Raw genomic sequence first — 23,180 nt, forward strand, 5'->3', positions numbered from 1 at the left:
TTCTTTCAGGATACCGCCTCATGTGGATACTTGTGATGTTCGACTTGCCCACCGACACCAAGCCGCAGCGCAAAGCGGCCACGGATTTCCGCAACTTCCTGCTCGACGAGGGGTTCGAGCGGAGCCAGTTTTCAGTCTATGCCCGGTTTGTGAATGGCAAGGAGGCGTTTCAAACCCGGGTGACCCGTATCGAACGGAACCTCCCTGCGATGGGCGACATTCAGATCCTGAACTTCACGGATCGTCAGTATCGAGATATCATTCATTTCTCAGATCAAGGGCGGCGCGCGGCGCGCAAGAATCCAGAGCAATTGGTGATGTTTTGAAGATAATTGAGTGGATTTGCGCAACAAGGAACCGTGTATCCTCCTGTAAAAACAAGAAGATACACGGCGATCCAGTTTAGTCATTCAGAATTCGAGGTCCAGCCGCAACACTATTCGCCCTCACCAAAGAGGATGATTGAGTTTAGTCATTCAGAATTCGAGGTCCAGCCGCAACGATACGTCGCTGCATACGGCTGCGCGTGGCAGTTTAGTCATTCAGAATTCGAGGTCCAGCCGCAACAGCCTTTACCGACCTGTTGATGGGCTGGCCTAGTTTAGTCATTCAGAATTCGAGGTCCAGCCGCAACGGCGACGGTGCGCAAGTCTTCCCAGAACTCAGTTTAGTCATTCAGAATTCGAGGTCCAGCCGCAACGATCTTCTTCCGCGAAAGATGAAATCCAAGAGTTTAGTCATTCAGAATTCGAGGTCCAGCCGCAACTTGACTGCTGGCGCATCAGTCGCGTGAAGCAGTTTAGTCATTCAGAATTCGAGGTCCAGCCGCAACCCTGTGCCGAGGCTGGAGCAATCGCTGCGAAGTTTAGTCATTCAGAATTCGAGGTCCAGCCGCAACACGGTTGGTCATGGAGCAGCCCAGATGCGCAGTTTAGTCATTCAGAATTCGAGGTCCAGCCGCAACCGTTGCCTGCATCCCCTCGCATGGCCCAGCAACCGGACGCACAGACTCGGATGCCGAACAGCTAGTCGACATCCCGTCTCCCGCCCCTTCGGCCCACCGCCATCGTCGCCGATCTACGGCCCAGCTTAGCCCCGGGATGGGAATCGCTTGACAACTTTGCGGCACGCGAACCAAAGTAAAATTGGTTCGGACCAAATCCACTTTGGTCCCGATTCTGGAGAAAGCCGTGCGCGATACAGCTCAGATCATGCAAGACAACGCGTCGCTCGCTCGCGCCAAGATTCGCGAGTTGATCCGTCGTGGCGCGGTCGAAAAAGACGGAAAACTTCCGACAGAGCGCGAGCTATCTGGGCGCTTCAATGTCAGCCGCCGGGCCGTGCGCCGGGCGCTGGATGCGTTGGAGGTCGAAGGGCTGGTGTGGCGACGTCAGGGCAAGGGTACGTTCATCGGCGAGCCACCAAACCCTAACGATCATCTGATCGCCGCGCTCGCGCCCGATATCGACCCTATCGGGGTGATGGAAGCGCGCCTAGCGATCGAGCCTGAGCTGGCCGCGCTTTGCGCCCGCCGGGCGACCGCCGAGGATGTCGCGCGGATGCGTGACTTGGCTGACCGAGCATCGCAGGTGACCGATTCCGATGCTGCCGAGCTCTGGGACGGCGCGCTGCACCGTTTTATCGCCCGCGTCGCCGATAACCCGATCTTGCACGCCGCATTTGGCCTGATCAATGACGTGCGAAGCGACGCCCGCTGGCAGACCGAGCGCCAGATGGCCCGCTCGACCAAGCTCGTCATGGAATACGATGCGCAGCACCTGGACATCATCGCCGCGATCGACGCCCGCGACGAAGATGCGGCGCGCAACGCGATGCGCGCCCATCTCAACGCGCTCAAGACCAACTTGGAATCCGCCCGCCAGAAAGGGCCATCATGACCGCCACACCTGCACCTCTTTTGGAGGTTGCCCATCTGTCGATCCGGTTGGGACGTTTGCCGCAGAACATCGTCGATGATGTCTCTTTCACGCTGAATGCCGGCGAGACCTTGTGTCTTGTGGGGGAGAGCGGCTGCGGCAAGAGTCTGACCGCTCTGGCGCTGATGGGGCTCTTGCAATCTCCGCCTCTGGCGATTGCTGGCGGCACCGCGCGATTTGAGGGGGAAGACCTGCTGACGATGCCGCCCGCGCGCCTGCGCGAGACCCGCGGCGGCCGGATGGCGATGATCTTTCAAGAACCGATGACCTCGCTAAACCCGGCGATCAAAATCGGGGAGCAAATCGCAGAGTCTGTCCGGCGGCACAAACGTGTCTCCCCCGCCGCCGCGCGGAGCGCGCTTTGGAAATGCTGCGCCGGGTGCGCATCCCGGCCCCGGAAAAACGGCTTGATGAGTTTCCGCATCAGCTCTCTGGCGGTATGCGCCAGCGGGCGATGATCGCCATGGCGCTGGCCAACGACCCGCAACTCTTGATCGCGGATGAGCCCACCACGGCGCTGGACGTGACGATTCAGGCGCAGATTCTGGAGCTTATGCGCGACCTGCAATCGGAAACGGGTGCCGCAATGATCATGATCACCCATGACCTGGGCGTTGTGGCAGAGATGGCCGACAAGGTCGCCGTGATGTATGGCGGTCGCATTGTCGAGGCGGGCACGACCGAGGCGGTCTTCACCGATCCGCAGCATCCCTACACAATCGGCTTGATGAGCTCGATGCCCTCCCTTGGGGATCGTCATGACCGGCTTGTGACCGTGCCAGGCGTGGTGCCGCAACCGGCAGAGATGCCCTCAGGCTGCCGGTTTGTCACACGATGCCCCTTTGCCGCACCGATCTGTGCCGATGTGCCGCCATTGGAGAGTTGCGGCGAAGATCACGCCGTCGCCTGCGCCCGCGCCCCGCTGGAAACACTTGCCGCGACAGGATTGCAGGAGACAGGAACATGAGCACGGCCCTGTCCGCGCGAAACCTGCGCAAGGAATTTGTCACCGCCCGCCCGCTTTTCGGCGCACCGACGGTGGTTCGCGCCGTCGATGGCGTGTCGCTCGACATCGAGGCAGGGGAGACCTTCGCGATCGTCGGGGAAAGTGGCTGCGGCAAGTCCACTTTGGCCCGGCTGCTCTTGCGGTTGATCGATCCGACCGACGGCGAGGTCTGGTTCAATGGCGAGGACTTGGCCCATATCGACACCGCCCGGATGCGAACCCTGCGAAAAGACCTGCAGTTCATCTTCCAAGACCCGTTTTCGTCGCTGAACCCTCGGATGACCGTCGGCGCCCTGATCGCCGAGCCGATGGAAGCCCATGACATCGGCACCGCCGAGAGCCGCCGTGACCGTGTGGCCGAACTTCTGACCCGCGTTGGTCTCCCCACGGCCGCCGCAGATCGGTTTCCGCATGAGTTCTCCGGCGGCCAGCGGCAGCGGATCGGCATCGCGCGGGCCTTGGCCACAAGACCGACCGTGTTGATCGGGGATGAGCCGGTCTCGGCGCTTGATGTTTCGATCCAGGCCCAGGTGATCAACCTGTTGGAAGATTTGAAAGACGAGTTGGGCCTGACCCTTGTGGTGATCGCGCATGATCTGGCCGTGATCCGGCACATGGCGGATCGGGTGGCGGTGATGTATCTGGGGGAAGTGGTCGAATGCGGCCCGGCCGATGCACTTTATGAGCAGCCACGCCATCCCTATACCGAGACGCTGCTGGCCGCGATCCCAATCGCCGAATATGGCGCGCGCCGGGCTCGGATCGCGGTTGAAGGTGATCCACCCAACCCCATCGCGCCGCCGCCTGGCTGCCGGTTCCACACGCGCTGCCCCTATGCCACCGATCTGTGCAAAACCGAGCGGCCGACGCTGAGCGCCCTGCCCGATGGCCGCCAAGTCGCCTGCCACCACGCCCAAGATTTGACGCTTGAGGGCTTGACCAGCATCGAACCCGCCCGGAGCGCCGCCGCCGCAGAGCGCTTCGTCCTTTACGCCCGCGGCTCAAGCGCCCCGGCCACCGAAAATCCGAATAACGACTCGTAAGTGAGCACCCAAATCCGAACAGATGGAGGAATTCCAGAATGATACGAACGAAACACATCGCCCTTGCGCTGGCCTTCGGGGTCGCAGCAACGGCCCTTCAGGCGCAAGATTTGCGCATCGGCTTGCAAGAGGACCCCGACGTCCTTGACCCGGACCAATCGCGCACATTCGTGGGGCGGATCGTCTATGCCTCAATGTGCGACAAGCTGGTCGATATCACCCCGGGCCTTGAGATCATCCCGCAACTGGCCACTGGTTGGGAATGGTCCGACGATGGCCTGCAACTGACCATGACCCTCCGTGAGGGCGTCGTCTTCCACGATGGCACGGCGTTCAACGCCGAGGCGGTCGCAGCCAATATCGACCGCAGCCAGAACCTACCGGAGAGCCGCCGGAAATCGGAACTGGGCTCGATCACCGGGGTTGAGGTGGTCGATGACTACACGATTGCCTTCACGCTCGGCGCGCCGGATGCGACCCTCTTGGCCCAATTCGCCGACCGCGCGGGCATGATGCTGTCGCCCACGGCCTTTGAAGCGGCGGGAACCGATTTCGGCCTCAATCCGGTGTGCTCCGGCCCGTTCAGCTTCGTTGAGCGGATTCAGCAAGACCGCATCGTGCTTGATCGGTTCGCTGATTACTGGAACGCCGATGCGATTAACGTCGATAGCGTGACCTTCCTCCCGATGCCCGACACCACCGTGCGTCTGGCCAACCTGCGCGCTGGCGATCTGGATATGTTGGAGCGTCTTGCGGCCACCGATGTGGCCTCGGTTCAGGCCGACGATAGCCTGACGATGGAACAGGCCGTGTCGCTTGGTTACCAGGGGATTACGATCAATGTGGCCAATGGGGCGGGTGCCGACAATCCGCTTGGGCAAGACGAACGCATCCGCCAAGCGTTGTCGCTTTCGATCGACCGCAACGTGATCAACCAGGTCGTGTTTGAAGGTGCCTTTGCCCCCGGCAACCAGCCCTTCCCGCCAACCTCGCCCTGGTACAATGACGCCTACCCCGTGCCTGAGCGTGATGTGGAGGCCGCGCGCGCGCTTCTGGCCGAAGCCGGATTTGCCGATGGGATCGATATCACCGTTCAGGTGCCGAACAACCCCGTCCAACTGCAGATGATGCAGGTGGTTCAGGCCATGGCTTCGGAAGCCGGGATCAATATCGAGCTGCAGGCCAAGGAGTTCGCCACCCTGCTCGCCGATCAATCCGCGGGTGATTATCAGGCAAGCCAGGTTGGCTGGTCTGGCCGGGTCGACCCCGATGGCAACATCCATCAGTTCATGACCACCGATGGTGGCATCAACGACAGCGCCTATTCCAACCCAGAGGTTGACCGGTTGCTGAACGAGGCGCGGACCTCGACCGACACCGATGTGCGCTTGGCCAGCTACAATGCCGCGCGGGATATTCTGATCGAGGATACGCCGATCATCTATCTGTACCACGTGACCTGGATTTGGGCGCTGGATGATGCGGTGCAGGGGTTCGTGCCCTACCCCGACGGGATGATCCGCCTGGAAGGTGTCACCCTGGCCGAATGATCGGCTGATCTAAACTGGCTCCGCGCGACACCCCTCGTCGCGCGGGCCACCCCCACACCGCCTTCACCCCTGGGAGAGCGCAATGCTGGCCTTCATCGGACGCCGTATCCTCATCGCGATCCCGACGATCATCCTGATCTCGGTTTTCGTCTTCACCTTGCAGCATCTGCTGCCCGGCGATCCGATCCTGGTTCTAGCGGGAGAAGAGCGAGACCCCGAAGTCATCGAGTTCCTACGGGAGAAGTACCGCCTGAATGACCCGATCCCGATCCAGTATCTGGCCTGGGTCGGCAATGCGCTTCAAGGCGACCTGGGCATTTCACTCAGGACAAATCAGCCGGTTCTGGAACTGATTGGCGAGAAGCTTCCCGTCACCTTACAATTGGCCACGATGGCGCTGATCATTGCCATGGTTATTGGTATCCCGGCGGGTGTCCTATCGGCCTATAAGAAAGGCACCTGGATCGACTGGGTCGCCCATGTCGTTGCCCTTTCGGGCCTCTCAGTGCCGAATTTCTGGCTGGGTATCATGATGATCCTTCTGGTCTCGGTGCAGCTTGGCTGGCTGCCCGCCTCGGGCTATCAGCCGTTTGCCGATGACCCGCTCCAATCGATCAAGACCATGCTGATGCCCGCTTTCGTTCTGGGCACGGCGATTGCCGCAACGCTGATGCGGCACACCCGCTCAGCGATGCTGAGCGTGCTGAAATCCGATTATATCCGCACCGCGCGCGCCAAAGGCTTGGCGGAGCGCGTGGTGTTGGTAAAACACGCGCTCCGCAATGCGCTTGTGCCAATTGTCACGGTCACAACCTTGATTTTTGGAGAACTTCTGGCCGGCGCCGTGTTGACCGAACAGATCTTTACGATCCCCGGCTTTGGCAAGCTCGTCGTCGATGCGGTCTTTAACCGTGACTACGCAGTGGTGCAGGGCATCGTGCTGTGTACCGGGATCGCGTTCATCTTCATGAACCTGCTGGCCGATGTGGCCCAACGCATTCTCAACCCACGTATGAGGGACAAATGAGCGCTCTGACCGATTCACAGACGCCCGCAGGGACGCTCCCCAAAAGGCGGAGCCGGTTCTGGGCCAAGATGCGCAAAAACCCCGCGGCGCTTCTGGGCGGTGCACTGGTCCTGTTTTTTGTCATTGTAGCGGTAATGGCCCCGCTGATGCCGATCGTCGACCCAACCGCAACGGACTGGCTGGCCGTGCGGCAAGCGCCGTCGGCCGCGCATCCTTTCGGCACCGATGAGATTGGCCGCGATGTTCTCTCCCGCATGATCTGGGGCGCGCAGGCATCGCTTCTGGCCGGGGTGGTCTCGGTCGCGATCGCGGTGTGCCTCGGCGTGCCGCTTGGGGTTGCCGCCGGTTACATGGGCGGTTGGACCGATGCGGTCATCAGCCGAGTGACCGAGGCGCTTCTGGCCGCGCCCTTCTTGATCCTGGCGATTGCGCTGGCTGCCTTCTTGGGCCCCAATCTGACCAATGCGATGATCGCCATCGGGGTGTCTGCCATGCCGATTTTCATCCGTCTGTCCCGGGCGCAAACCATGTCGGTGATGACCGAAGACTATGTGGAAAGCGCTCGCGCCGTGGGCCTGAAACCCCTGGTTCTGGTGCGCCGCTACATCCTACCGAATATCTTCCCGCCCCTGCTGGTGCAGGCCACGCTCACCATCGCGACCGCGATCATTGCTGAGGCCTCTCTTTCTTTCCTTGGGCTGGGGCAACAGCCGCCCGCGCCCTCTTGGGGCTCGATGTTGAACGTGGCGAAAAACTTCCTCGAACAAGCGCCCTGGATGGCGCTTTACCCCGGCGCGGCGATCTTCCTGGTCGTGCTGGGGTTCAACCTGCTCGGCGACGGCCTGCGCGATGCGCTTGACCCGCGTGATCACTAATGGCTCGACTATGAAAGGCGTGTTCCCAAAATGACGTTTACGACCCGTCCCGAAATCACTGGCACCTTTGGGGTTGCCACGTCGACCCATTGGATCGCCTCCGCCGTTGGCATGAAAATCCTCGAAAGCGGCGGCAACGCCTTCGATGCGGCGGCGGCCATGGGCTTTGCCCTCACCGTTGTGGAACCACATCTGAACGGGCCGTTGGGCGATATGCCACTGATGATCCGCACCGCCGGGGCCGAGGCGCCGCAAATGATCTGCGGACAGGGCACCGCCCCCGCGAAGGCCACGATAGCACATTACAAAAGCGAGGGGCTAAAGCTGATCCCCGGCTCGGGACTTCTGGCCACGGTCGTGCCCGGTGCGTTCGGGGCTTGGATGCTGATGCTGCGCGATCACGGCAAACTGTCGCTACGCGAGGTTTTGGAACCCGCGATCCACTACGCCCGGCAGGGCCATCCGGTTCTGCCCCGCGTTGCCCATACCATCGCCGGATTGGCCACGTTCTTCGAGGAGGAATGGCCGACGTCACACGCGACCTGGCTGCCGGGTGGGTCCGCCCCCAAGCCGGGCGAATTGTTCCGCAATCCTGACCTGGCCGACACATGGGACCGCCTGCTGAGAGAAGCTGAGGCGACCGAAGGTCGGGAAGCGCAGATCGAAGCGGCGACAGACGCGTTCTACAAAGGCTTTATCGCCGAGGCGATCGATGACTATCTGCAAACCGCCAGCGTGATGGATGCCGCAGGCGGTCGCCGCAAAGGCGTGTTGACCGGCCAAGACATGGCAGATTGGCAAGCCACCTACGAAGACCCGCTCAGCGTTGACTATCACGGTTGGAAAGTCTGGAAAGGCAGCACTTGGACCCAAGGCCCGACGCTGCTGCAATCTTTGATGACTCTGTCCGGCCTCGACATCGGCGCGATGGATCTGAATGGCGCAGAGTTCGTTCATACCGTCACCGAGGCGATGAAACTGAGTTTCGCAGATCGCGAGGCCTATTACGGCGACCCGCTCCATACCGACATCCCGATGGAAACCCTGCTTTCGGCGGAGTACGCCGCCACCCGACGCGCGCGCAGATCGGCGCGACGGCGTCTTTGGACCAACGCCCCGGCCAGATTGCAGGTCATGAAGCCTGGGTCGAGGCCGCTATCGACAGGGCTGGGCGCGACATGGCCGCAGGCCCGGGAATCGGCGCTGGTGAACCAACCATGGCGCATCTGACCGAACGGCGCGGCGACACGGTGCATATCGATGTGATCGACCAATGGGGCAACATGGTTTCGGCCACGCCGTCGGGCGGCTGGCTGCAGTCATCACCGGTGGTTCCCGGCTTGGGTATGCCGCTCAATTCGCGCGCGCAGATGTTCTGGCTGGACGAAGGCCTGCCAACGTCGCTAGCGCCAGGCCGGCGACCACGCACGACCCTCTCGCCCTCGATGGCGGCGCGGACGGATGGCTCACTCGATCTGACCTTTGGCACGCCCGGCGGCGACCAACAGGATCAATGGCAGCTGATCTATTTCCTGCGCCTGGTCCATGGCGACCTGAACCTGCAAGAAGGGATCGACGCGCCGCTGTTCCATACCGGGCATCTCCAATCCTCCTTCTATCCGCGTGGCGTGCGGCCGGGTCACCTGATGGTGGAGCCCGCATTTGACGAGGCGGTGATCGCCGATCTGCGTCGCCGGGGCCATGATATCGAACTGGCCGAACCCTGGACTGTGGGCCGCCTGACCGCCGCCTCGCGTGATCGGGACGGGCTGCTCAAAGCCGCCGCCACCCCGCGCCTCATGCAAGCCTACGCCGCCGGGCGTTGAGACAGGAGAACCGAGCATGACCTATTCCATCGTCGCCCGGGATGCCGAAACCGGCCAATACGGCGTCGCCGTGGCCAGCCGGTTCTTCGCCGTCGGTGCGCTGGTGCCGCATCTGCGCGGCGGCAAATGCGCCGTGGCCACGCAAGCCTTCGTGAGCCCGATCTGGGGCATCGAAGCCGCGGATCGCATGGCCAAGGGCGAAGCCGCCGCCGATGTCATGGCCGATTTGGTCGCGCGCGACGATGGTCAAGCGATCCGCCAAATCCACATGATCGATGCGCAGGGCCAAACCGCTGCCCATACCGGCTCGGATTGCGTTGAGTGGTGCGGGCATATCGCCGGGGATGGCGTGTCGGTGGCGGGCAATATGTTGGCCGGACCTGCCGTGATCGCGGACAGTTTGGCGGCGTATGAGGCGCATCTACACCTGCCGCTCCCTGAACGTCTGATGACGGCGATGGAGGCAGGCCAAGCCGCAGGCGGCGACAAGCGCGGCACCCAATCCGCCGCTCTCGTCGTGCACCGGACCGAAGATTACCCATGGCTATCGCTGCGGGCGGATGACCACCCCGATCCGCTCGAAGAGATCCGGCGCCTCTATGATGTGGCTCATGAGCGCTTCGTCCATGTGGCCGATGCCATGCCGACGCGAGACAATTTCTCGGGCACAACCGACCGAACTGGGATCGATGCCGCGATCATGGCCTCCGACGAGAAACGCCGTGCCGAAGGGCGCGCCAGCCGCTCATTCGCGACAGAGTTGCAAGCCTGATTGCGCAGGCCGCAACCTGCGTTTGGCCGAGGGCTTCGGCGTCTCTACGGCGGCAACAGGAACCGGCGGCCCTTCACCGCGCGGTGTCTTGGGCCTTCGGGCGGCTGTAACACCTCAATCCGGTGCCTCGAAATCCAAACGATCCGGACGATAGTTGAAGAGTTCCAGCCGGGCGGGCTTGTCCTTTCCCAGTCTGATCGATGTTAGGCTGGCCGGCGCAACGGGGATGATCCGGGCGGGATTGAGGTTCAAAAACCGTTGCAGCACTGCGCGGATGACACCGCCATGACACACCACAAGTAGGTTCCGGCAAGGGGTCACGGCGGCCTCGTCGATCACCGCCGTGACTCGGTTTGAGAAGGCCGTCCAGCTTTCGCCACCCGGCGGAGATCCATTGCCCGCGCGCCAGTCGAGATAGGCCTGCTCGTCCTCCGCTTCGATTTCCGGGATCCCGCGCCCGGTCCAGTCGCCTACATCGATCTCCCTGAGCCGGTCGGTGAATGTCACATCCGGCGCACCGATCCGCGCCGCGGTTTCACGCACCCGTTTGAGATCGGAGGAGATGGCCCGGCACGGCCCGATATGCGCGATCACCGGTCTCAAGGCATCGGCCTGCTGACGGCCAAGCGCGGTCAACGCAATATCCGCCTGTCCCTGCAGCCGATGATCGGCGTTCCATTCCGATTGGCCATGACGAACAAGAAGTACACGCATCAGCGGATCCTTTCGCCGTCAGGGCCAAACCAGCTATCGGGTTCGGGCGGCAACTGAAACTGCACGATATCGCCAATGCGCGCCGTTGGTGGCTGATCGACGATCGCGGTCAGACGAAGACCGCCGCCCAAGCCCGTCACCATGGTGCGCCCGGCAATTGCACTCATCTCAACCAGCTCCATCGGAAGTGTCGTCGTAGTTTCCTCGGCAGCCATACCCATCGCCTCGGCCCGGTACATCGCCATGCAGTCATCCGCTGGTGGGTGGACCGGCATATGCCGTCCACCGACCTTGTAGCCGGTGCCGTTCTTCACCACCGGCACCATATTGTTGGGCGGCGTGCCCACGAAAGTGGCCACAAAGGCCGTCTCCGGGTGGTCGATCAGATCGGCCGGTGTGCCGAATTGCTGGACCCGACCATGGTTCATCACCGCAACATGGCTGGCCATGGTCATCGCCTCAATCTGATCATGTGTGACATAAACGGTCGTGGCGCCCGTGGCGCGGTGCAGCCGCATCAGCTCAGTCCGCATCTCGACCCGGAGCTTGGCGTCGAGGTTCGAGAGCGGTTCGTCGAAGAGCAATACCGAGGGTTTCGGGGCGATGGTTCGGGCGATGGCCACGCGCTGCTGCTGTCCACCGGAAATCTCATTGGGATACCGGTCGGCGAGTGGGCCGATGTCGAGGAGCGCCAACACTTCTTCGACGCGGGCTGCGCGCTCAGATTTCGCCATCCCGGCGACTTTTAGCGGCCAGTCCACATTGCCGCGCACCGACATGTGCGGCCAGAGCGCGTAAGACTGAAAAACCAGCCCGGAGTGGCGTTTGGCCGGGTCGACCGACCAGTTTTTGTCGCCATCCGACACCACATGATCGTCAAACACGATCTGCCCCGCGCTTGGCAGCTCCAACCCCGCCAGCATCCGCAAAAGCGTGGTCTTGCCGCAGCCAGAGGGCCCAAGCAAGACCAGAAAAGCACCGTCGGGGACAGAGATCGAGACGTCTTTGACGGCCTCGAAGCTTCCGAATTTCTTATAGAGGTTTTTGATCTCAAGCATCGCTCAGGCCTTCAGTTTTGCAGCCAGGGCTGGGATTTGGTTTGCAGCCGCTGCGCGATGAGCGTTGCGGCGATCGAAATGGCCAGGATCACCACGGTGATCGCATTGGCGAATTGGGTGAACCCTTCCGAGGCGTAACGATAGGCCACGACCGAGAGAACCGGCATCGTCGGTGTGAAGAGCAGCACGACGAGTGACAGATCGCGGATGATTTTCACGAAGATCAGGATACCGCCTGCGGCCAAACCTCGGACCGCCAGCGGCACGGTGATCGCGGCCAGCCGGCGGAGAAACCCCGCGCCGGTGATCCGGGCGCTTTCCTCCAGCTCACCGCCGACCTGTTGGATCACAGCGCGCCCGGTCTGCACCGAGAACGGGAGGAGATAGGCGGTGCCAGCGATCACCAGCAGCGCGAAGGTGCCGTAGAGCGCGGGCAGCGGGCCGATCGGCGCGCCGAGATAGGCGATATAGGCCGCGCCGAAGGCGATGCCGGGTACCAGAAGCGGCAGGAAACTGATCTGAGTGATCGCCGCCGACATCCAGCCCTCGCGGTAACGCGCGGCGGTGTAGGAGGCCAGAAGCCCGACCGCCATGCCGGTGAAGGCCACGGCCAGGCCAAGGCTCAGCGTGACCCAGAGCGCCCGCAGGATGTCCGGGTTATGTACGATCCCGGCGGTGCCCTGCGCAAAGTCTGGGCGGCTTTCCCCCAGCCAGAAATGCAACGTCCAGTTCGAGAACAGGTCCGACGAGGATTGCGCGAAACTGGAGGCAGTTAGCACGATCACCGGCACCACGGTCGAGGCCATCAGGAGCGTCATCGCCACGGCGAAAAGCGGCCAGCGTGCGCCGCGCAGATCGAAGCGCTTGGCACGTCCGCCCTTGCCGGTAATCGTCGCGTAAGAGCGGCGGCCTGAGACGATCCGGTTGCCCGCCCAGAGGAAGGCGCCCGAGATCAAGACCAGCATGATGCCGATCACATAGCCCCGGCTTACTTGCCCGACCTCGATCATCCCGAAAAGACGGGTGGAGAGGGTCTGCATCCTTACCGGCAGGCCCAGAAGCGCCGGTGTGGCGAAGTTCGAGACCGCGCCCGCAAAGCAGAGCGATCCGGCGGCGACCAATGCGGGCGTCGTGACGGGCAGGATGATCCCCATCAGGATCCGCCGCCCCTTGGCACCAGCGATCTGCGCCGCCTCGACCAGATCGGAATCACCGTGGCCAGCGCGGCGGCGATGATCGTGAAAGCAAGGCTGAAATAATGCAGTGTCAGCACGATCAGGGTCGGCACCATGCCCCAAGCCAGCCAGTCCGGCACATCCAGACCGGAGCCTTGCAGAAACCCAACCTGCCCCCCCACACGGTCATTGCGAAACAGCGTGCCCCAGGCGAGCGCCGCGGCAAAGCTCGGGATCATGAAGGGCAGGGTCGCCATCACCCCGATCAGTTTGCGGTAAGGCACGTTGGTCATCACCACCAGCCAGGCCAGAAACCCGCCAATCAGGACACAGAAACTGGCCACGACAACGCCAATGATCAACGTATTGGTCAGCGGCTTGTAAAACAGGTTCTCGCTCAGCCGTCCGGTCAGAACATCGGCCCAGGCGCGCAGGTTTTCAGGCTCCAGGGTGAACAAGACAGTCCGGAGCAGCGGCAGCACAATCAGCGCGATCAGAAGGGCGAAAACGACCGTCTTCAACACGGTGCCCTGTTTGAACAAGACACGCCGTCCTCGACCGTTCATGGCGACATCGGCCATCTCAGGTAGTCCTTCGTTTGATGACAGGAAGAGTAAGGTGGGGGCGGGCATCTCACAACGCCCACCCCTGCGCGGGAGAGGCCCGTTATTGCAAGGTCAGCACCAGATCCCCGATTTCGGCGCGGATCGTAGCGGTTTCCGCCGGATCAATGCGCCATGCGGTGAAATCCTCTAGAGGCACAGCATCGGGATGCGGCGGGATATCGGTCCGCGTCACATAATCGCCCGCCACATAGAACGGTGCGAGGCCGGGGCCGCCAGTTTCACTCTCATCCCCCATCAGGAAGTCGATGACCAAACGCGCAGCGGCCGGGTTGTTCGGCTCGGTTGCCAACGCGACGACAGCGGGGAAGATGATGCCGGGGGCCGGGCTCACATCATTGGCCACCTGTAGCGCCCACCCCTCATCTTCATTGTCGCGACGGTCGGAATAGGAGGTGAAGCCCACCGGTGGGTTCTCCTGCCCGAGCGCGCCCACGGCGGCATTCACATCATCGGTAGAACCGACAAGGATGAGGTCATTGGCGAAGAGGTCCATGATGAACTGCTCGCCCGCGTTCGCGGCGCCATCCAGTTCGATTGCCATCCCGAATTGCGCCTCATAAGCCTCTGCCATCTGGTCGGATTGCAGCACGATCTCCGTCATCAGGTCGAGATAATCACCCCGTTGCAGCGGGTCGACCATGATGACGCGCCCGCGCCATTCATCGGTTGTCAGCTCCCAGAGGTTCGACACCGGCGCGCCGTTGGGGTTCGCTTCTTCGTTATACATCAAGACTTTGGTTGAGAGGCGTTGCGCGAGAAGCGGGGTTTGGAATTCCGCCGGAACCCGGTCGGCCACACGCGGCGGCACGTAAGGCGCGATGATCCCGGCCTCCAGAAGCGCGGTCAGCACCACAGGCGTGTCCGAGATATAGATGACATCGGCATTGGTGACACCGGCTTGCGCCTCAGCGGTCAGACGCGCGATTTGTTCAGTCGACGAGATGTCGAACCCTTGCAGATCGACGTTCGGATAGGCCTCTTCAAAGGCCGTCTCGACCCGCCCAATTCGGCTGGTGAAGGAATAGACGATCACCTCGCCTTCCGCCTCTGCCATGGGCAGCAACTCGTCTGCCGTCATCTCGTTCAGATGGCCATCAGCGAATGCGACCGTCGCCGTAGACAAAGCGATAGCGATCGCGCCGAGGCGCGTTTTCGTCAGAACCTTCATGATCTTCTCCCTTGGGTTCGTCCTTGATTATTCGAACCGCTCGATGAGTTGCCCCAGATGTTCGAGTTTCTTGAGTGACTCTTCTCTTTCCGTATGCCCCGCCGCGATGACGATGGCATTACATACGGTCATCGGCACGGTGAGTGTTTGAAATGCGTCCGGATCGCCCGAGCGCGGCGCAGCCAGCAGATGGTCTGGCGCAGGCGACAGCAAAGCACCGGAGGTGCCTGAGATGACGATTGTCTGCGCCCCTGCGTCGCGGGCTGTCTCGAGCAGCGCCGCATAAGCGCGCGGCGCGCGGCGAAATGCAAAGGTCAAGACGGCGTCTCCAGCGCGCAGGCCCAAAGCTTGTTCGGCCAAACCGCGCGGATCGGCCGCCAGCTTATGAACATCTTTGCCGAAGCGCCGGAATCGTTTGATCATCAACAGCGACAAGACTTCGGCATTGCCATAGCCATAGACAAAGATCCGCCCGGCCCGCATCAAAACCTCGGCGACCTCAGCGATTTGATCGGCGGCAATGAAGTCTTCGATCCGTTCGAGCGCTTGGGCCTCATCTGCGGCGAGCTTGCCCAAAACCGTGTCAGAATTGCCCTCGGCAATCGTTTTTTCAAAACGGGTTGCGGTGTCTCGGGTGGCTATAAACTCGTCTCGCAACGCATCGCGGAAGGCGGCATAGCTGTCATAGCCAAGCTTGCGCGCCAGACGCGAGGCCGTCGCCTCATGCACGCCCACGGCCTGGCCAACTCATTCGCTGTTCCAAGGGCCGCGGTGGTTGGGCTGTCGATGACAGATTGCACCAATCGCCGTTCATTTGGCGTGAGATTGGTGGCCTCACCGGAAATCTTCTCGAGAAGAGACATGATATTCGAATCCCCTTTGCGCAACTAAACTTGCACATATAATTTATTATTGCAAGTTAACTTGCAATCACTGCGGTAGATATTGGTTTCCATGACGACTCAGACCGAAGACAGAGGTCGTTGGACATACGGAGATTTGCGTGTTGATTATAGGTTTCACGCGCTAGGTTGGGCCCCGGCGCGCGCCGCCCAGGCAAGCCAGACTAATGCAGATGGCGGCCGCCATTTCGCTTGACTAGACACGAAATGCACTGTCACGCGTCAAACCTGAGCCCTCAATGGGTTCCGAAAGAGCCGTTGACCGCAGAAGCTTCCAACTCAGGCAGAGTGTCACCGGGGATCGCCCGGCAACAAGCAACGATTGCTCTCGCCCGAAGACACGTCCGAGCCTATTGCGCTCCGGCACCGCTTTTGACCAGCTTCAACAGCGCCACCAGCATGGCTTGGCCGACTGTGGCCCCCTGCCCGACGCCGACAAAGGCGTCATTGTCCCGTGACGACGATTCCCGCAGCGAACAGCGCCAGTGCCCATCGGGTTCCAACGCTTTGCCATGAAGCGAGATCGTCCAGCCCGGCAAACAGGTATCGACCAGATGTAGCGCCCCATCGGTGACGGACAGCCCGTCGAAATCCAGCGCCGCAGCACCTGGAAACCGATCCGCGATCTTGGCACTGACCGCACCAAGTACGGCGACATCCAAACCGTCTGCCGCTTCTACCTGAGCCAAGAGCGTGTTGATCTGGTCCTCTGTCATGGCGTCGAGTCCTTGCGTTTTTGTCATCATCGGTCGGCATCTCCCGACACCAGCCAAACTAACCACAGTTCCCACAACCAGAAATTGATTCACCTCAAATCGCGACGCCGCGCATCCGGCCATACTGCGCCAGGAATGGCCGCAAACACGCCGAGGAGGGCGACATGCAATCTGACATCAAAACAGTGATCTGGTTCGAGACGTTGTCGCGGGGCGATGTGGCCCTTGTGGGTGGCAAAAACAGCTCACTGGGCGAGATGGTGCAGCAATTGGGCGCGAAAGGCATCCAGGTTCCGCCGGGCTTCGCCACCACATCGGATGCGTTTCGCGGCTTCATCGAGGCCAATGGGCTGAACGGCTTCATTGCGGAGACGATGGAAGATCTGGCCGCGCATAAGATCACATTGCAAGACGCCGGATCGTCGATTCGCGCCGCGATTGTGAAGGGCGATTGGCCCGAGGCGAGCCGCAGAGCGATACTCGACGCGTATGCCGAACTCTCTGCGCGCGCCGGGGTCACCGACATGCCCGTCGCCGTCCGCTCCAGCGCCACGGCGGAAGACTTGCCCGATGCCAGCTTCGCCGGGCAGCAAGAAACCTTCCTCAATGTCCGCGGCGAGACCGCGCGCTTGGCCGCCTGTTCCCGCTGCTACGCCTCGCTCTTCACCGATCGCGCCATTACTTATCGCACCCTCAAAGGCTTCGATCACAACCAGGTCGCGCTCTCCATCGGTGTGCAGCGCATGGTGCGATCCGATATCGGTGGCTCGGGTGTGATGTTCTCCATCGATACCGAGACCGGGTTTGACAAGGTGGTCTTGATCAACGCGGCCTGGGGCCTTGGCGAAAACGTGGTTCAGGGCGCGGTGAACCCCGACGAATACATGGTCTACAAACCGCTTTTGGATCAGCCTGACCTTGTGCCGATTGTTGAGAAGGCCTTGGGCGCAAAGGAGAAAAAGATGATCTATGCCGGACGCGCCGGCGGCGACATCAAAAACGTGCCGACCTCGAAAGTCGAACGCGCATCCTTTGTGTTGAGCGACGCCGAGATTCTTGAGCTCGGTCGACAAGCCGCAACCATCGAGGAGCATTACGGCCAGCCAATGGATATGGAATGCCAAGGACGGCGCGACGGGCGAGCTTTTCATCGTCCAAGCCCGCCCCGAAACCGTACAATCCCGCGCCGATACCGGGGCGGTCAAATCCTACACCGTGAAAGAAGCGGGTGAGGTCATCCTGACCGGCTTGAGCGTTGGCGCGGCCGTCGCCACGGGGCGCATCTGTCTGATCGAACATGCCGCTGATATCGACCGTTTTGTCGATGGCGCGATCTTGGTGACCTCCACCACCGATCCCGATTGGGTGCCGATCATGAAACGCGCCGCAGCGATCATCACCGACCATGGCGGCCGCACCTCCCACGCTGCGATTGTCAGCCGCGAGTTGGGCCTGCCGGCCATCGTCGGCACGGGCAACGCGACCCAAGTGCTGCATGACGAGCAAGAGGTGACGGTCGATTGCGCCAGCGGCGATACTGGGATGATCCACGCCGGCATCGCGGAATATGAAGTGGAGGAACTGCGCCTCGACCATGTTCCCGACACCAAGACTCGGATCATGCTGAACCTCGCCAACCCATCGGCTGCGTTCCGTTGGTGGCGCCTGCCTGCCGAAGGGGTTGGCCTCGCGCGGATGGAATTCGTCGTGAACAATGCCGTGCAGGTCCACCCGATGGCTTTGGTGAACTATGACAGCTTGCCCGAGGACGAGGTCAAAGAGCAGATCGCCGATCTCACCCTTGGCTATGATCATAAACCGGATTTCTTCGTCGAAACCTTGGCTCGGGGCCTCTCGCGGATCTGTTCGGTGGTCTATCCGAAACCGGTCATCATCCGGATGAGCGATTTCAAGACCAATGAATATGCCGAATTGCTCGGCGGCCATGATTTCGAGCCGTCCGAAGAAAACCCGATGATCGGCTTCCGCGGCGCGTCCCGCTATTACTCGCCGCGCTATCGCGACGGGTTTGCGCTGGAATGCAAGGCGATCAAGATGCTGCGCGAGACGATGGGCTTCGACAATGCCATCGTGATGATCCCGTTCTGCCGCACCCCCGGCGAGGCCGACAAAGTGCTGGAGGTTATGGCCGAAAACGGGCTGGCGCGCGGTGAAAACGGCTTGCAGGTCTATGTCATGGGCGAAATACCGTCGAATGTGATCCGGGCCGAAGAGTTTGCTGAGCGGTTCGACGGGTTCTCCATCGGGTCCAACGACTTGACGCAGTTGACCCTCGGGATCGATCGCGACGGCGAAGAGCTGGCCGACCTTTTCCGCGAGGACGACCCGGCGGTGCTGTGGATGATCGAAACCCTGATCACCCGCGCCCATGCCGTGGGTGCGAAAGTTGGGCTCTGCGGCCAGGCGCCCTCGAATGACCCGGCCTTTGCCCGACGTCTGGTCGAGGCGGGGATCGACACGATCTCCGTCACGCCCGACAGTTTCCTCGCGGTCAAAACCCACGTGGCGGCCGCTGAGGGCTAAACTGGTATCCTTCCGCCGATCCGCGCTTGGATTGACCCGCGCGGATCGGCTAGACTGCGCCCGACCAATCGGGCCAGCGAGCAGATATGCCCTCAGATCAGACCTTTAACGTCTTCGTCGTCGGCCAGGCCGGTCGGTTGCAATACGAAGCCGCGCTCTTCGCGGCCTCGTTCCGGCATTTCAACCCAGATTTTCCCGGCAAGCTTTTCATCGCTGAGCCACAGCCGGGTGGCGCATGGCCAAACGACCCACGGATCAATGACGAGGCGGTCCGCCAACTCCTAGACCGTTTGGGGGCCGAAATCCTCCCCTTTGAGGCGCAGCATTTCGGCCAATCCTACCCCTATGGCAACAAGATCGAAGCGCTCAGCGCCCTGCCGAAAGACGAGCCGTTTGTCTTCTTCGATACCGATACGCTGATCACCGGCGATCTCACCGAGATCCCCTTCGATTTCGCCAAACCCTCCGCCTCGCTCCGCCGCGAAGGCACTTGGCCGCAACTGGAACTCTACGGACCCGGCTATACCGCCACGTGGAAATCGCTCTATGACAAGTTCGGGCTCGATTTCGAAAGCTCGCTCGACCTCGGCCATCCCGACGAATACTGGCAACGCTATCTCTATTTCAACGCGGGCTATTTCTACTACAAATGCCCACATGCCTTTGGTGAGAGATTTCTCGATTACGCCCTGGCGATCCGGGACGAGCGACCGGAGGAACTGGTCTGCCAGTCGCTCGACCCCTGGCTTGATCAGGTCGCGCTGCCACTAGTGATCCATGCACTCGGCGGCGGGCGCGACGCACTCGAACCTGGCTGGCTCGATGGATCTCATAGCTGCCACTACCGGGTTCTGCCGCTGCTTTATGCGCGCGAGGCCCAGTCGGTGATCGATGTCTTGGAAGAGGTCACGGCGCCGAACTGGATCAAAAAGGTTCTGAAAGCCTATGAACCGATGAAGCGGATGATCTATCAATCCAAAGGCCAGAAAGCCCGCGCGCTCTTCGATCAAGAGAACCTGCCGCGCAAAGAGCAAGCTATCCGCAACGCGCTCAAACGCGAGAAGCTCTGGCTTCGCTGATGCCACCTACGCGGCGGAGATGTGCGCCGCAGGTATCCAACGGCAAATCTCTTCGCAACGCTTTAGGCTCGGGCTCACCGCGCCACAAGCGCCCAAAAGAAAGCCCCGGCGCATGCGCCGGGACCGTTGAATTACGGAAAGAACTGCGAAGATCACCCGGCGCTGGCCGGCTCCTCTTTCGAGCGTTCGATATAGATCATCAGCGGCTGTGCATCCGAGGTCACGGCCTCTTCATTCACCACCACTTCTTCGACGCCTTCGAGACCTGGCAAATCGAACATGGTATCCAGAAGGATATCCTCCATGATTGACCGCAGACCCCGCGCGCCGGTTTTCCGCTCAATCGCGCGCTTCGCAATCGCGCCCAGCGCGTCATCGGTGAACTTCAGCTTCGCATCTTCCAACTCGAAAAGCCTCTGATATTGTTTGACCAAAGCGTTTTTCGGCTCGGTCAGGATCGTCACCAGCGCGCTTTCATCCAGATCTTCCAAAGTCGCGATCACCGGCAGACGGCCAACGAATTCCGGGATCAGCCCGAATTTCAGCAGGTCTTCCGGCTCAAGCTCTTTGAAATGCTCGCCGACGCTCTTCTCGCTCTCATCACGAACATCGGCACCAAAGCCCATGGCGGAGCCCTTGCCCCGCTGCGCGATGATCTTATCGAGACCCGCGAAAGCTCCACCGCAGATGAAGAGGATATTCGTTGTGTCGACTTGCAGGAACTCCTGCTGCGGATGCTTGCGGCCACCTTGCGGTGGTACGGACGCAACCGTGCCTTCCATGATTTTCAGAAGCGCCTGCTGCACCCCTCGCCCGAGACATCACGGGTGATCGACGGGTTGTCCGATTTGCGGGTGATCTTATCGACCTCGTCGATATAAACGATCCCGCGCTGCGCCCGGTCCACATTGTATTCCGAGGCCTGCAAGAGCTTCAGGATGATGTTCTCGACATCCTCGCCGACATACCCGGCCTCGGTCAGGGTCGTGGCATCGGCCATGGTAAAGGGCACATCGAGAATCCGGGCCAAGGTCTGCGCCAAAAGCGTCTTGCCGCAGCCGGTTGGGCCGATCAGCAGGATATTCGACTTCGCCAATTCGATATCGGTTTTGCCTGCGTGGTTCAGGCGTTTGTAATGATTGTGCACCGCCACCGACAAAACCCGCTTCGCGTGGGCCTGGCCGATCACGTAATCGTCCAGCACCTCACAAATCTCTTTCGGGCTCGGCACGCCATCGGTGGATTTCAGACCCGCCGACTTCGTCTCTTCGCGGATGATGTCCATACAAAGCTCAACGCATTCATCGCAGATGAACACCGTCGGCCCCGCAATCAACTTGCGGACCTCATGCTGGCTCTTACCGCAGAACGAGCAATAAAGCGTGTTCTTTGAGTCGCTGCCGGATGAATTTGCCATATCGTCTACCTCAACGGGTTGCGTCCGGAGGCCCGCCCAGAGCCAGAATGGGCCCATATCTGGGATGCCGTTCGCGGCAGCCTAGAACAGGCCAAACGCGGCCACAACGCCAAAATGTTTGCGGCGGGGTCAACCCCGCCGCATTGTGATCGTCTAGCTATCGTCGCCATCCGCCACGCGGTTTTCGACGATTTCGTCAATATGGCCCCAATCCTTGGCCTCTTCCGGCGACATGAAATTGTCGCGTTCCAGGGCTTTTTCCACCTCTTTCAAGGTGTTGCCCGTATGTTTGACATAGATACCATAGAGCTGCTCTTTGACCTTCTGGGTCTCAGCGGCGTGGATCATAATGTCCGTCGCTTGGCCCTGATACCCGCCCGAGGGTTGGTGCACCATGATCCGCGCATTGGGCAGCGAGAAGCGCATGCCCGCCTCCCCGGCGACCGACAGGACCGAGCCCATCGAGCCCGCTTGGCCCACAACCAGGGTCGAAACCTTCGGTTTGATGTATTGCATCGTGTCGTAAATCGACAGGCCTGAGGTCACCACGCCGCCCGGCGAGTTGATATACATTGAGATTTCTTTTGTCGGGTTCTCGGCTTCGAGGTGCAAAAGCTGCGCCACGACCAGTTGGCTCATCCCGTCATGGATTGGGCCATTGACGAAAATGATCCGCTCTTTCAGGAGCCGCGAAAAGATATCATAGGCGCGTTCGCCGCGGCTGGTCTGTTCAACCACCATCGGCACGAGATTGTTTTGAAGATAATCAACGGGGTCTTGCATCGGGTCCTGCCTGTCTGATCTCGGAAGAGTCTTATGAACTTACGGTTAAGAGAGTCTTAGTTGTGGGTCACCGGGGCTTCAAGGGGCGGCGATCCGCCGAGATATCCCCGATTGACAGAATCGTAAGTGGATACTTACGGTAAGCCATGGCGAACGCAAGACCCACTCCAGAAGAAGCCATCGCCGCGCTCGGCGACCCGACCCGCCGCGCGATCGTTGAGCAGCTGCGTCACGGCGCGCTGCCGGTGGGCGAACTGGCCCAAGGCTTAACCGTCAGTCGCCCGGCAGTATCGCAGCATCTCAAAATTCTCAGCGATGTCGGCTTGTTGGAAGTCACGCCTCGCGGGACCCGCCGGGTCTATGCGCTTGCACCGGATGGCGTCGCAGCCCTGCGCCGCTATCTCGACGGGCTTTGGGATGACGCTCTATCTGCATTCGCAGCCGAGGCCGAAACCCGTGCCTCTGGCCCCAACACGGAGACCGATTCATGACCGATCCAATCGAAAAAACCGTCACCGTCCCCCTGCCGCCTCATGAGGCCTTTGATCTTTTCACCAAAGATATCGCCAAATGGTGGCCGCTCGACAGCCATTCCCTCTCTGCGTCCGACGGGCAAACCGCCGCCAATGTCACAGTTGACCCCCGCGAAGGCGGCCAGATCATTGAAACCCAACCAGATGGCGAGACCGCCCCTTGGGCGACAGTGACCGAATGGACCCCCGGGGCGCGTCTATCGCTCGACTGGTATGTCGGGCGCGACCCGTCGGAAGCGACCCAGATCACCGTCACCTTCACGCCAGAAGGCCCGGGCACGCGGGTCGATCTGACCCATGGCGGCTTTGCAGTCTTGGCCAGCGCCGCCACCGAGACGATGGCAGGCTATCAGACCGGTTGGGATCATGTCTTGGGCAGCTGCTATCGCGGCGCCTGCACCAAACGCGCGGCCTAACGGCAAGTTGCAG

24 protein-coding genes, 1 pseudogene and 1 CRISPR repeat array are annotated in these 23,180 nt (G+C 61.2%); of the genes and pseudogenes, 16 read left to right on the forward strand and 9 right to left on the reverse strand.

Going from position 1 to position 23,180, the window contains the following annotated elements; all coding sequences use genetic code 11:
- The first annotated feature begins 20 nt into the window (after positions 1-20).
- The 11 genes from cas2 (at position 21) to QTA57_RS17655 (ending at position 10,036) form a co-directional block, all read left to right on the forward strand.
- Positions 21-326, forward strand: coding sequence for a CRISPR-associated endonuclease Cas2 (gene cas2 / locus QTA57_RS17615; RefSeq protein ID WP_290152869.1), 306 nt, complete (start codon positions 21-23; stop codon positions 324-326).
- A 73-nt stretch (positions 327-399) separates the two neighbouring features.
- Positions 400-964: a CRISPR direct-repeat array (repeat unit 36 nt; unit sequence AGTTTAGTCATTCAGAATTCGAGGTCCAGCCGCAAC).
- Positions 965-1,190: 226 nt separating this feature from the next.
- On the forward strand, positions 1,191-1,898 hold the full coding sequence (locus tag QTA57_RS17620) for a FadR/GntR family transcriptional regulator (RefSeq protein ID WP_290152870.1): 708 nt from the start codon (positions 1,191-1,193) through the stop codon (positions 1,896-1,898).
- Positions 1,895-2,395 carry an ATP-binding cassette domain-containing protein gene (locus tag QTA57_RS18495; protein WP_330696735.1) on the forward strand — a complete coding sequence of 167 codons (501 nt, stop codon included), beginning with the start codon at positions 1,895-1,897 and terminating at the stop codon, positions 2,393-2,395. Before QTA57_RS17620 ends, QTA57_RS18495 begins: the two co-directional genes overlap by 4 nt.
- On the forward strand, positions 2,317-2,904 hold the full coding sequence (locus QTA57_RS18500) for an ABC transporter ATP-binding protein (protein WP_330696736.1): 588 nt from the start codon (positions 2,317-2,319) through the stop codon (positions 2,902-2,904). The genes QTA57_RS18495 and QTA57_RS18500 overlap by 79 nt, the downstream gene beginning before the upstream one ends.
- On the forward strand, positions 2,901-3,986 hold the full coding sequence (locus tag QTA57_RS17630; protein WP_290152872.1) for an ABC transporter ATP-binding protein: 1,086 nt from the start codon (positions 2,901-2,903) through the stop codon (positions 3,984-3,986). Before QTA57_RS18500 ends, QTA57_RS17630 begins: the two co-directional genes overlap by 4 nt.
- A gap of 38 nt (positions 3,987-4,024) precedes the next feature.
- Positions 4,025-5,536 (forward strand): ABC transporter substrate-binding protein, encoded by a 1,512-nt coding sequence (locus QTA57_RS17635; RefSeq protein WP_290152873.1) that lies wholly within the window; start codon positions 4,025-4,027, stop codon positions 5,534-5,536.
- A gap of 82 nt (positions 5,537-5,618) precedes the next feature.
- Entirely contained in the window at positions 5,619-6,563 is a 945-nt protein-coding gene (locus QTA57_RS17640; protein ID WP_290152874.1) for an ABC transporter permease, read from the forward strand.
- Positions 6,560-7,438, forward strand: a complete 879-nt coding sequence (locus tag QTA57_RS17645; protein WP_171558108.1) for an ABC transporter permease — start codon at positions 6,560-6,562, stop codon at positions 7,436-7,438. Before QTA57_RS17640 ends, QTA57_RS17645 begins: the two co-directional genes overlap by 4 nt.
- Positions 7,439-7,468: 30 nt before the next feature.
- Positions 7,469-8,668 carry a gamma-glutamyltransferase family protein gene (locus tag QTA57_RS17650; protein WP_330696737.1) on the forward strand — a complete coding sequence of 400 codons (1,200 nt, stop codon included), beginning with the start codon at positions 7,469-7,471 and terminating at the stop codon, positions 8,666-8,668.
- Positions 8,656-9,264, forward strand: a complete 609-nt coding sequence (locus QTA57_RS18505) for a gamma-glutamyltransferase (protein WP_330696738.1) — start codon at positions 8,656-8,658, stop codon at positions 9,262-9,264. Before QTA57_RS17650 ends, QTA57_RS18505 begins: the two co-directional genes overlap by 13 nt.
- Before the next feature lie 16 nt (positions 9,265-9,280).
- Positions 9,281-10,036: a DUF1028 domain-containing protein gene (locus tag QTA57_RS17655; protein ID WP_290152875.1), complete on the forward strand. Its 756-nt coding sequence runs from the start codon at positions 9,281-9,283 to the stop codon at positions 10,034-10,036.
- A 114-nt stretch (positions 10,037-10,150) separates the two neighbouring features.
- On the opposite strand, the gene QTA57_RS17660 is transcribed toward QTA57_RS17655, so the two are convergent.
- From QTA57_RS17660 to QTA57_RS17690, 7 genes are all read right to left on the reverse strand, one after another.
- Positions 10,151-10,750 (reverse strand): histidine phosphatase family protein, encoded by a 600-nt coding sequence (locus tag QTA57_RS17660; protein WP_216364867.1) that lies wholly within the window; start codon positions 10,748-10,750, stop codon positions 10,151-10,153.
- A complete protein-coding gene (locus tag QTA57_RS17665) occupies positions 10,750-11,808 on the reverse strand; it encodes an ABC transporter ATP-binding protein (protein WP_290152876.1) in 1,059 nt (352 codons plus the stop codon). Before QTA57_RS17665 ends, QTA57_RS17660 begins: the two co-directional genes overlap by 1 nt.
- An 11-nt stretch (positions 11,809-11,819) precedes the next feature.
- Positions 11,820-12,962, reverse strand: coding sequence for an ABC transporter permease (locus QTA57_RS17670; protein ID WP_290152878.1), 1,143 nt, complete (start codon positions 12,960-12,962; stop codon positions 11,820-11,822).
- Positions 12,962-13,564, reverse strand: a complete 603-nt coding sequence (locus QTA57_RS17675; protein WP_290152879.1) for an ABC transporter permease family protein — start codon at positions 13,562-13,564, stop codon at positions 12,962-12,964. Before QTA57_RS17675 ends, QTA57_RS17670 begins: the two co-directional genes overlap by 1 nt.
- A gap of 85 nt (positions 13,565-13,649) precedes the next feature.
- Positions 13,650-14,777: an ABC transporter substrate-binding protein gene (locus tag QTA57_RS17680; RefSeq protein ID WP_290152880.1), complete on the reverse strand. Its 1,128-nt coding sequence runs from the start codon at positions 14,775-14,777 to the stop codon at positions 13,650-13,652.
- Between the two features lie 27 nt (positions 14,778-14,804).
- Positions 14,805-15,506 (reverse strand): MurR/RpiR family transcriptional regulator, encoded by a 702-nt coding sequence (locus QTA57_RS17685; protein WP_290152881.1) that lies wholly within the window; start codon positions 15,504-15,506, stop codon positions 14,805-14,807.
- 523 nt (positions 15,507-16,029) lie between these two features.
- Entirely contained in the window at positions 16,030-16,395 is a 366-nt protein-coding gene (locus tag QTA57_RS17690; RefSeq protein WP_290152882.1) for a hypothetical protein, read from the reverse strand.
- 164 nt (positions 16,396-16,559) lie between these two features.
- Between QTA57_RS17690 and QTA57_RS17695 the strand changes: the two genes are divergently transcribed.
- From QTA57_RS17695 to QTA57_RS17705, 3 genes are all read left to right on the forward strand, one after another.
- A complete protein-coding gene (locus tag QTA57_RS17695) occupies positions 16,560-17,627 on the forward strand; it encodes a PEP/pyruvate-binding domain-containing protein (RefSeq protein ID WP_290152883.1) in 1,068 nt (355 codons plus the stop codon).
- Complete coding sequence (gene ppsA, locus QTA57_RS17700) at positions 17,545-18,939, forward strand: phosphoenolpyruvate synthase (protein WP_290154974.1); 1,395 nt, start codon at positions 17,545-17,547, stop codon at positions 18,937-18,939. Before QTA57_RS17695 ends, ppsA begins: the two co-directional genes overlap by 83 nt.
- A gap of 86 nt (positions 18,940-19,025) precedes the next feature.
- Positions 19,026-20,018, forward strand: a complete 993-nt coding sequence (locus QTA57_RS17705; RefSeq protein ID WP_290152885.1) for a hypothetical protein — start codon at positions 19,026-19,028, stop codon at positions 20,016-20,018.
- A 152-nt stretch (positions 20,019-20,170) separates the two neighbouring features.
- Here the strand turns inward: QTA57_RS17705 and clpX are convergent.
- Together clpX and QTA57_RS17715 are read right to left on the reverse strand one after the other, a co-directional pair.
- A pseudogene (clpX, locus tag QTA57_RS17710) lies at positions 20,171-21,435 on the reverse strand (ATP-dependent Clp protease ATP-binding subunit ClpX).
- Between the two features lie 153 nt (positions 21,436-21,588).
- Complete coding sequence (locus QTA57_RS17715; RefSeq protein ID WP_145210791.1) at positions 21,589-22,218, reverse strand: ATP-dependent Clp protease proteolytic subunit; 630 nt, start codon at positions 22,216-22,218, stop codon at positions 21,589-21,591.
- Positions 22,219-22,364: 146 nt separating this feature from the next.
- Here QTA57_RS17715 and QTA57_RS17720 point away from each other — a divergent pair, with 146 nt between their 5' ends.
- Together QTA57_RS17720 and QTA57_RS17725 are read left to right on the forward strand one after the other, a co-directional pair.
- Positions 22,365-22,709 carry an ArsR/SmtB family transcription factor gene (locus QTA57_RS17720; RefSeq protein ID WP_290152887.1) on the forward strand — a complete coding sequence of 115 codons (345 nt, stop codon included), beginning with the start codon at positions 22,365-22,367 and terminating at the stop codon, positions 22,707-22,709.
- Complete coding sequence (locus QTA57_RS17725) at positions 22,706-23,167, forward strand: SRPBCC domain-containing protein (protein ID WP_290152888.1); 462 nt, start codon at positions 22,706-22,708, stop codon at positions 23,165-23,167. The genes QTA57_RS17720 and QTA57_RS17725 overlap by 4 nt, the downstream gene beginning before the upstream one ends.
- The last annotated feature ends 13 nt before the right edge of the window (positions 23,168-23,180 follow it).

Origin of the sequence: Fontisubflavum oceani, assembly GCF_030407165.1 — a bacterium.
GTDB lineage: Bacteria > Pseudomonadota > Alphaproteobacteria > Rhodobacterales > Rhodobacteraceae > Rhodophyticola > Rhodophyticola oceani.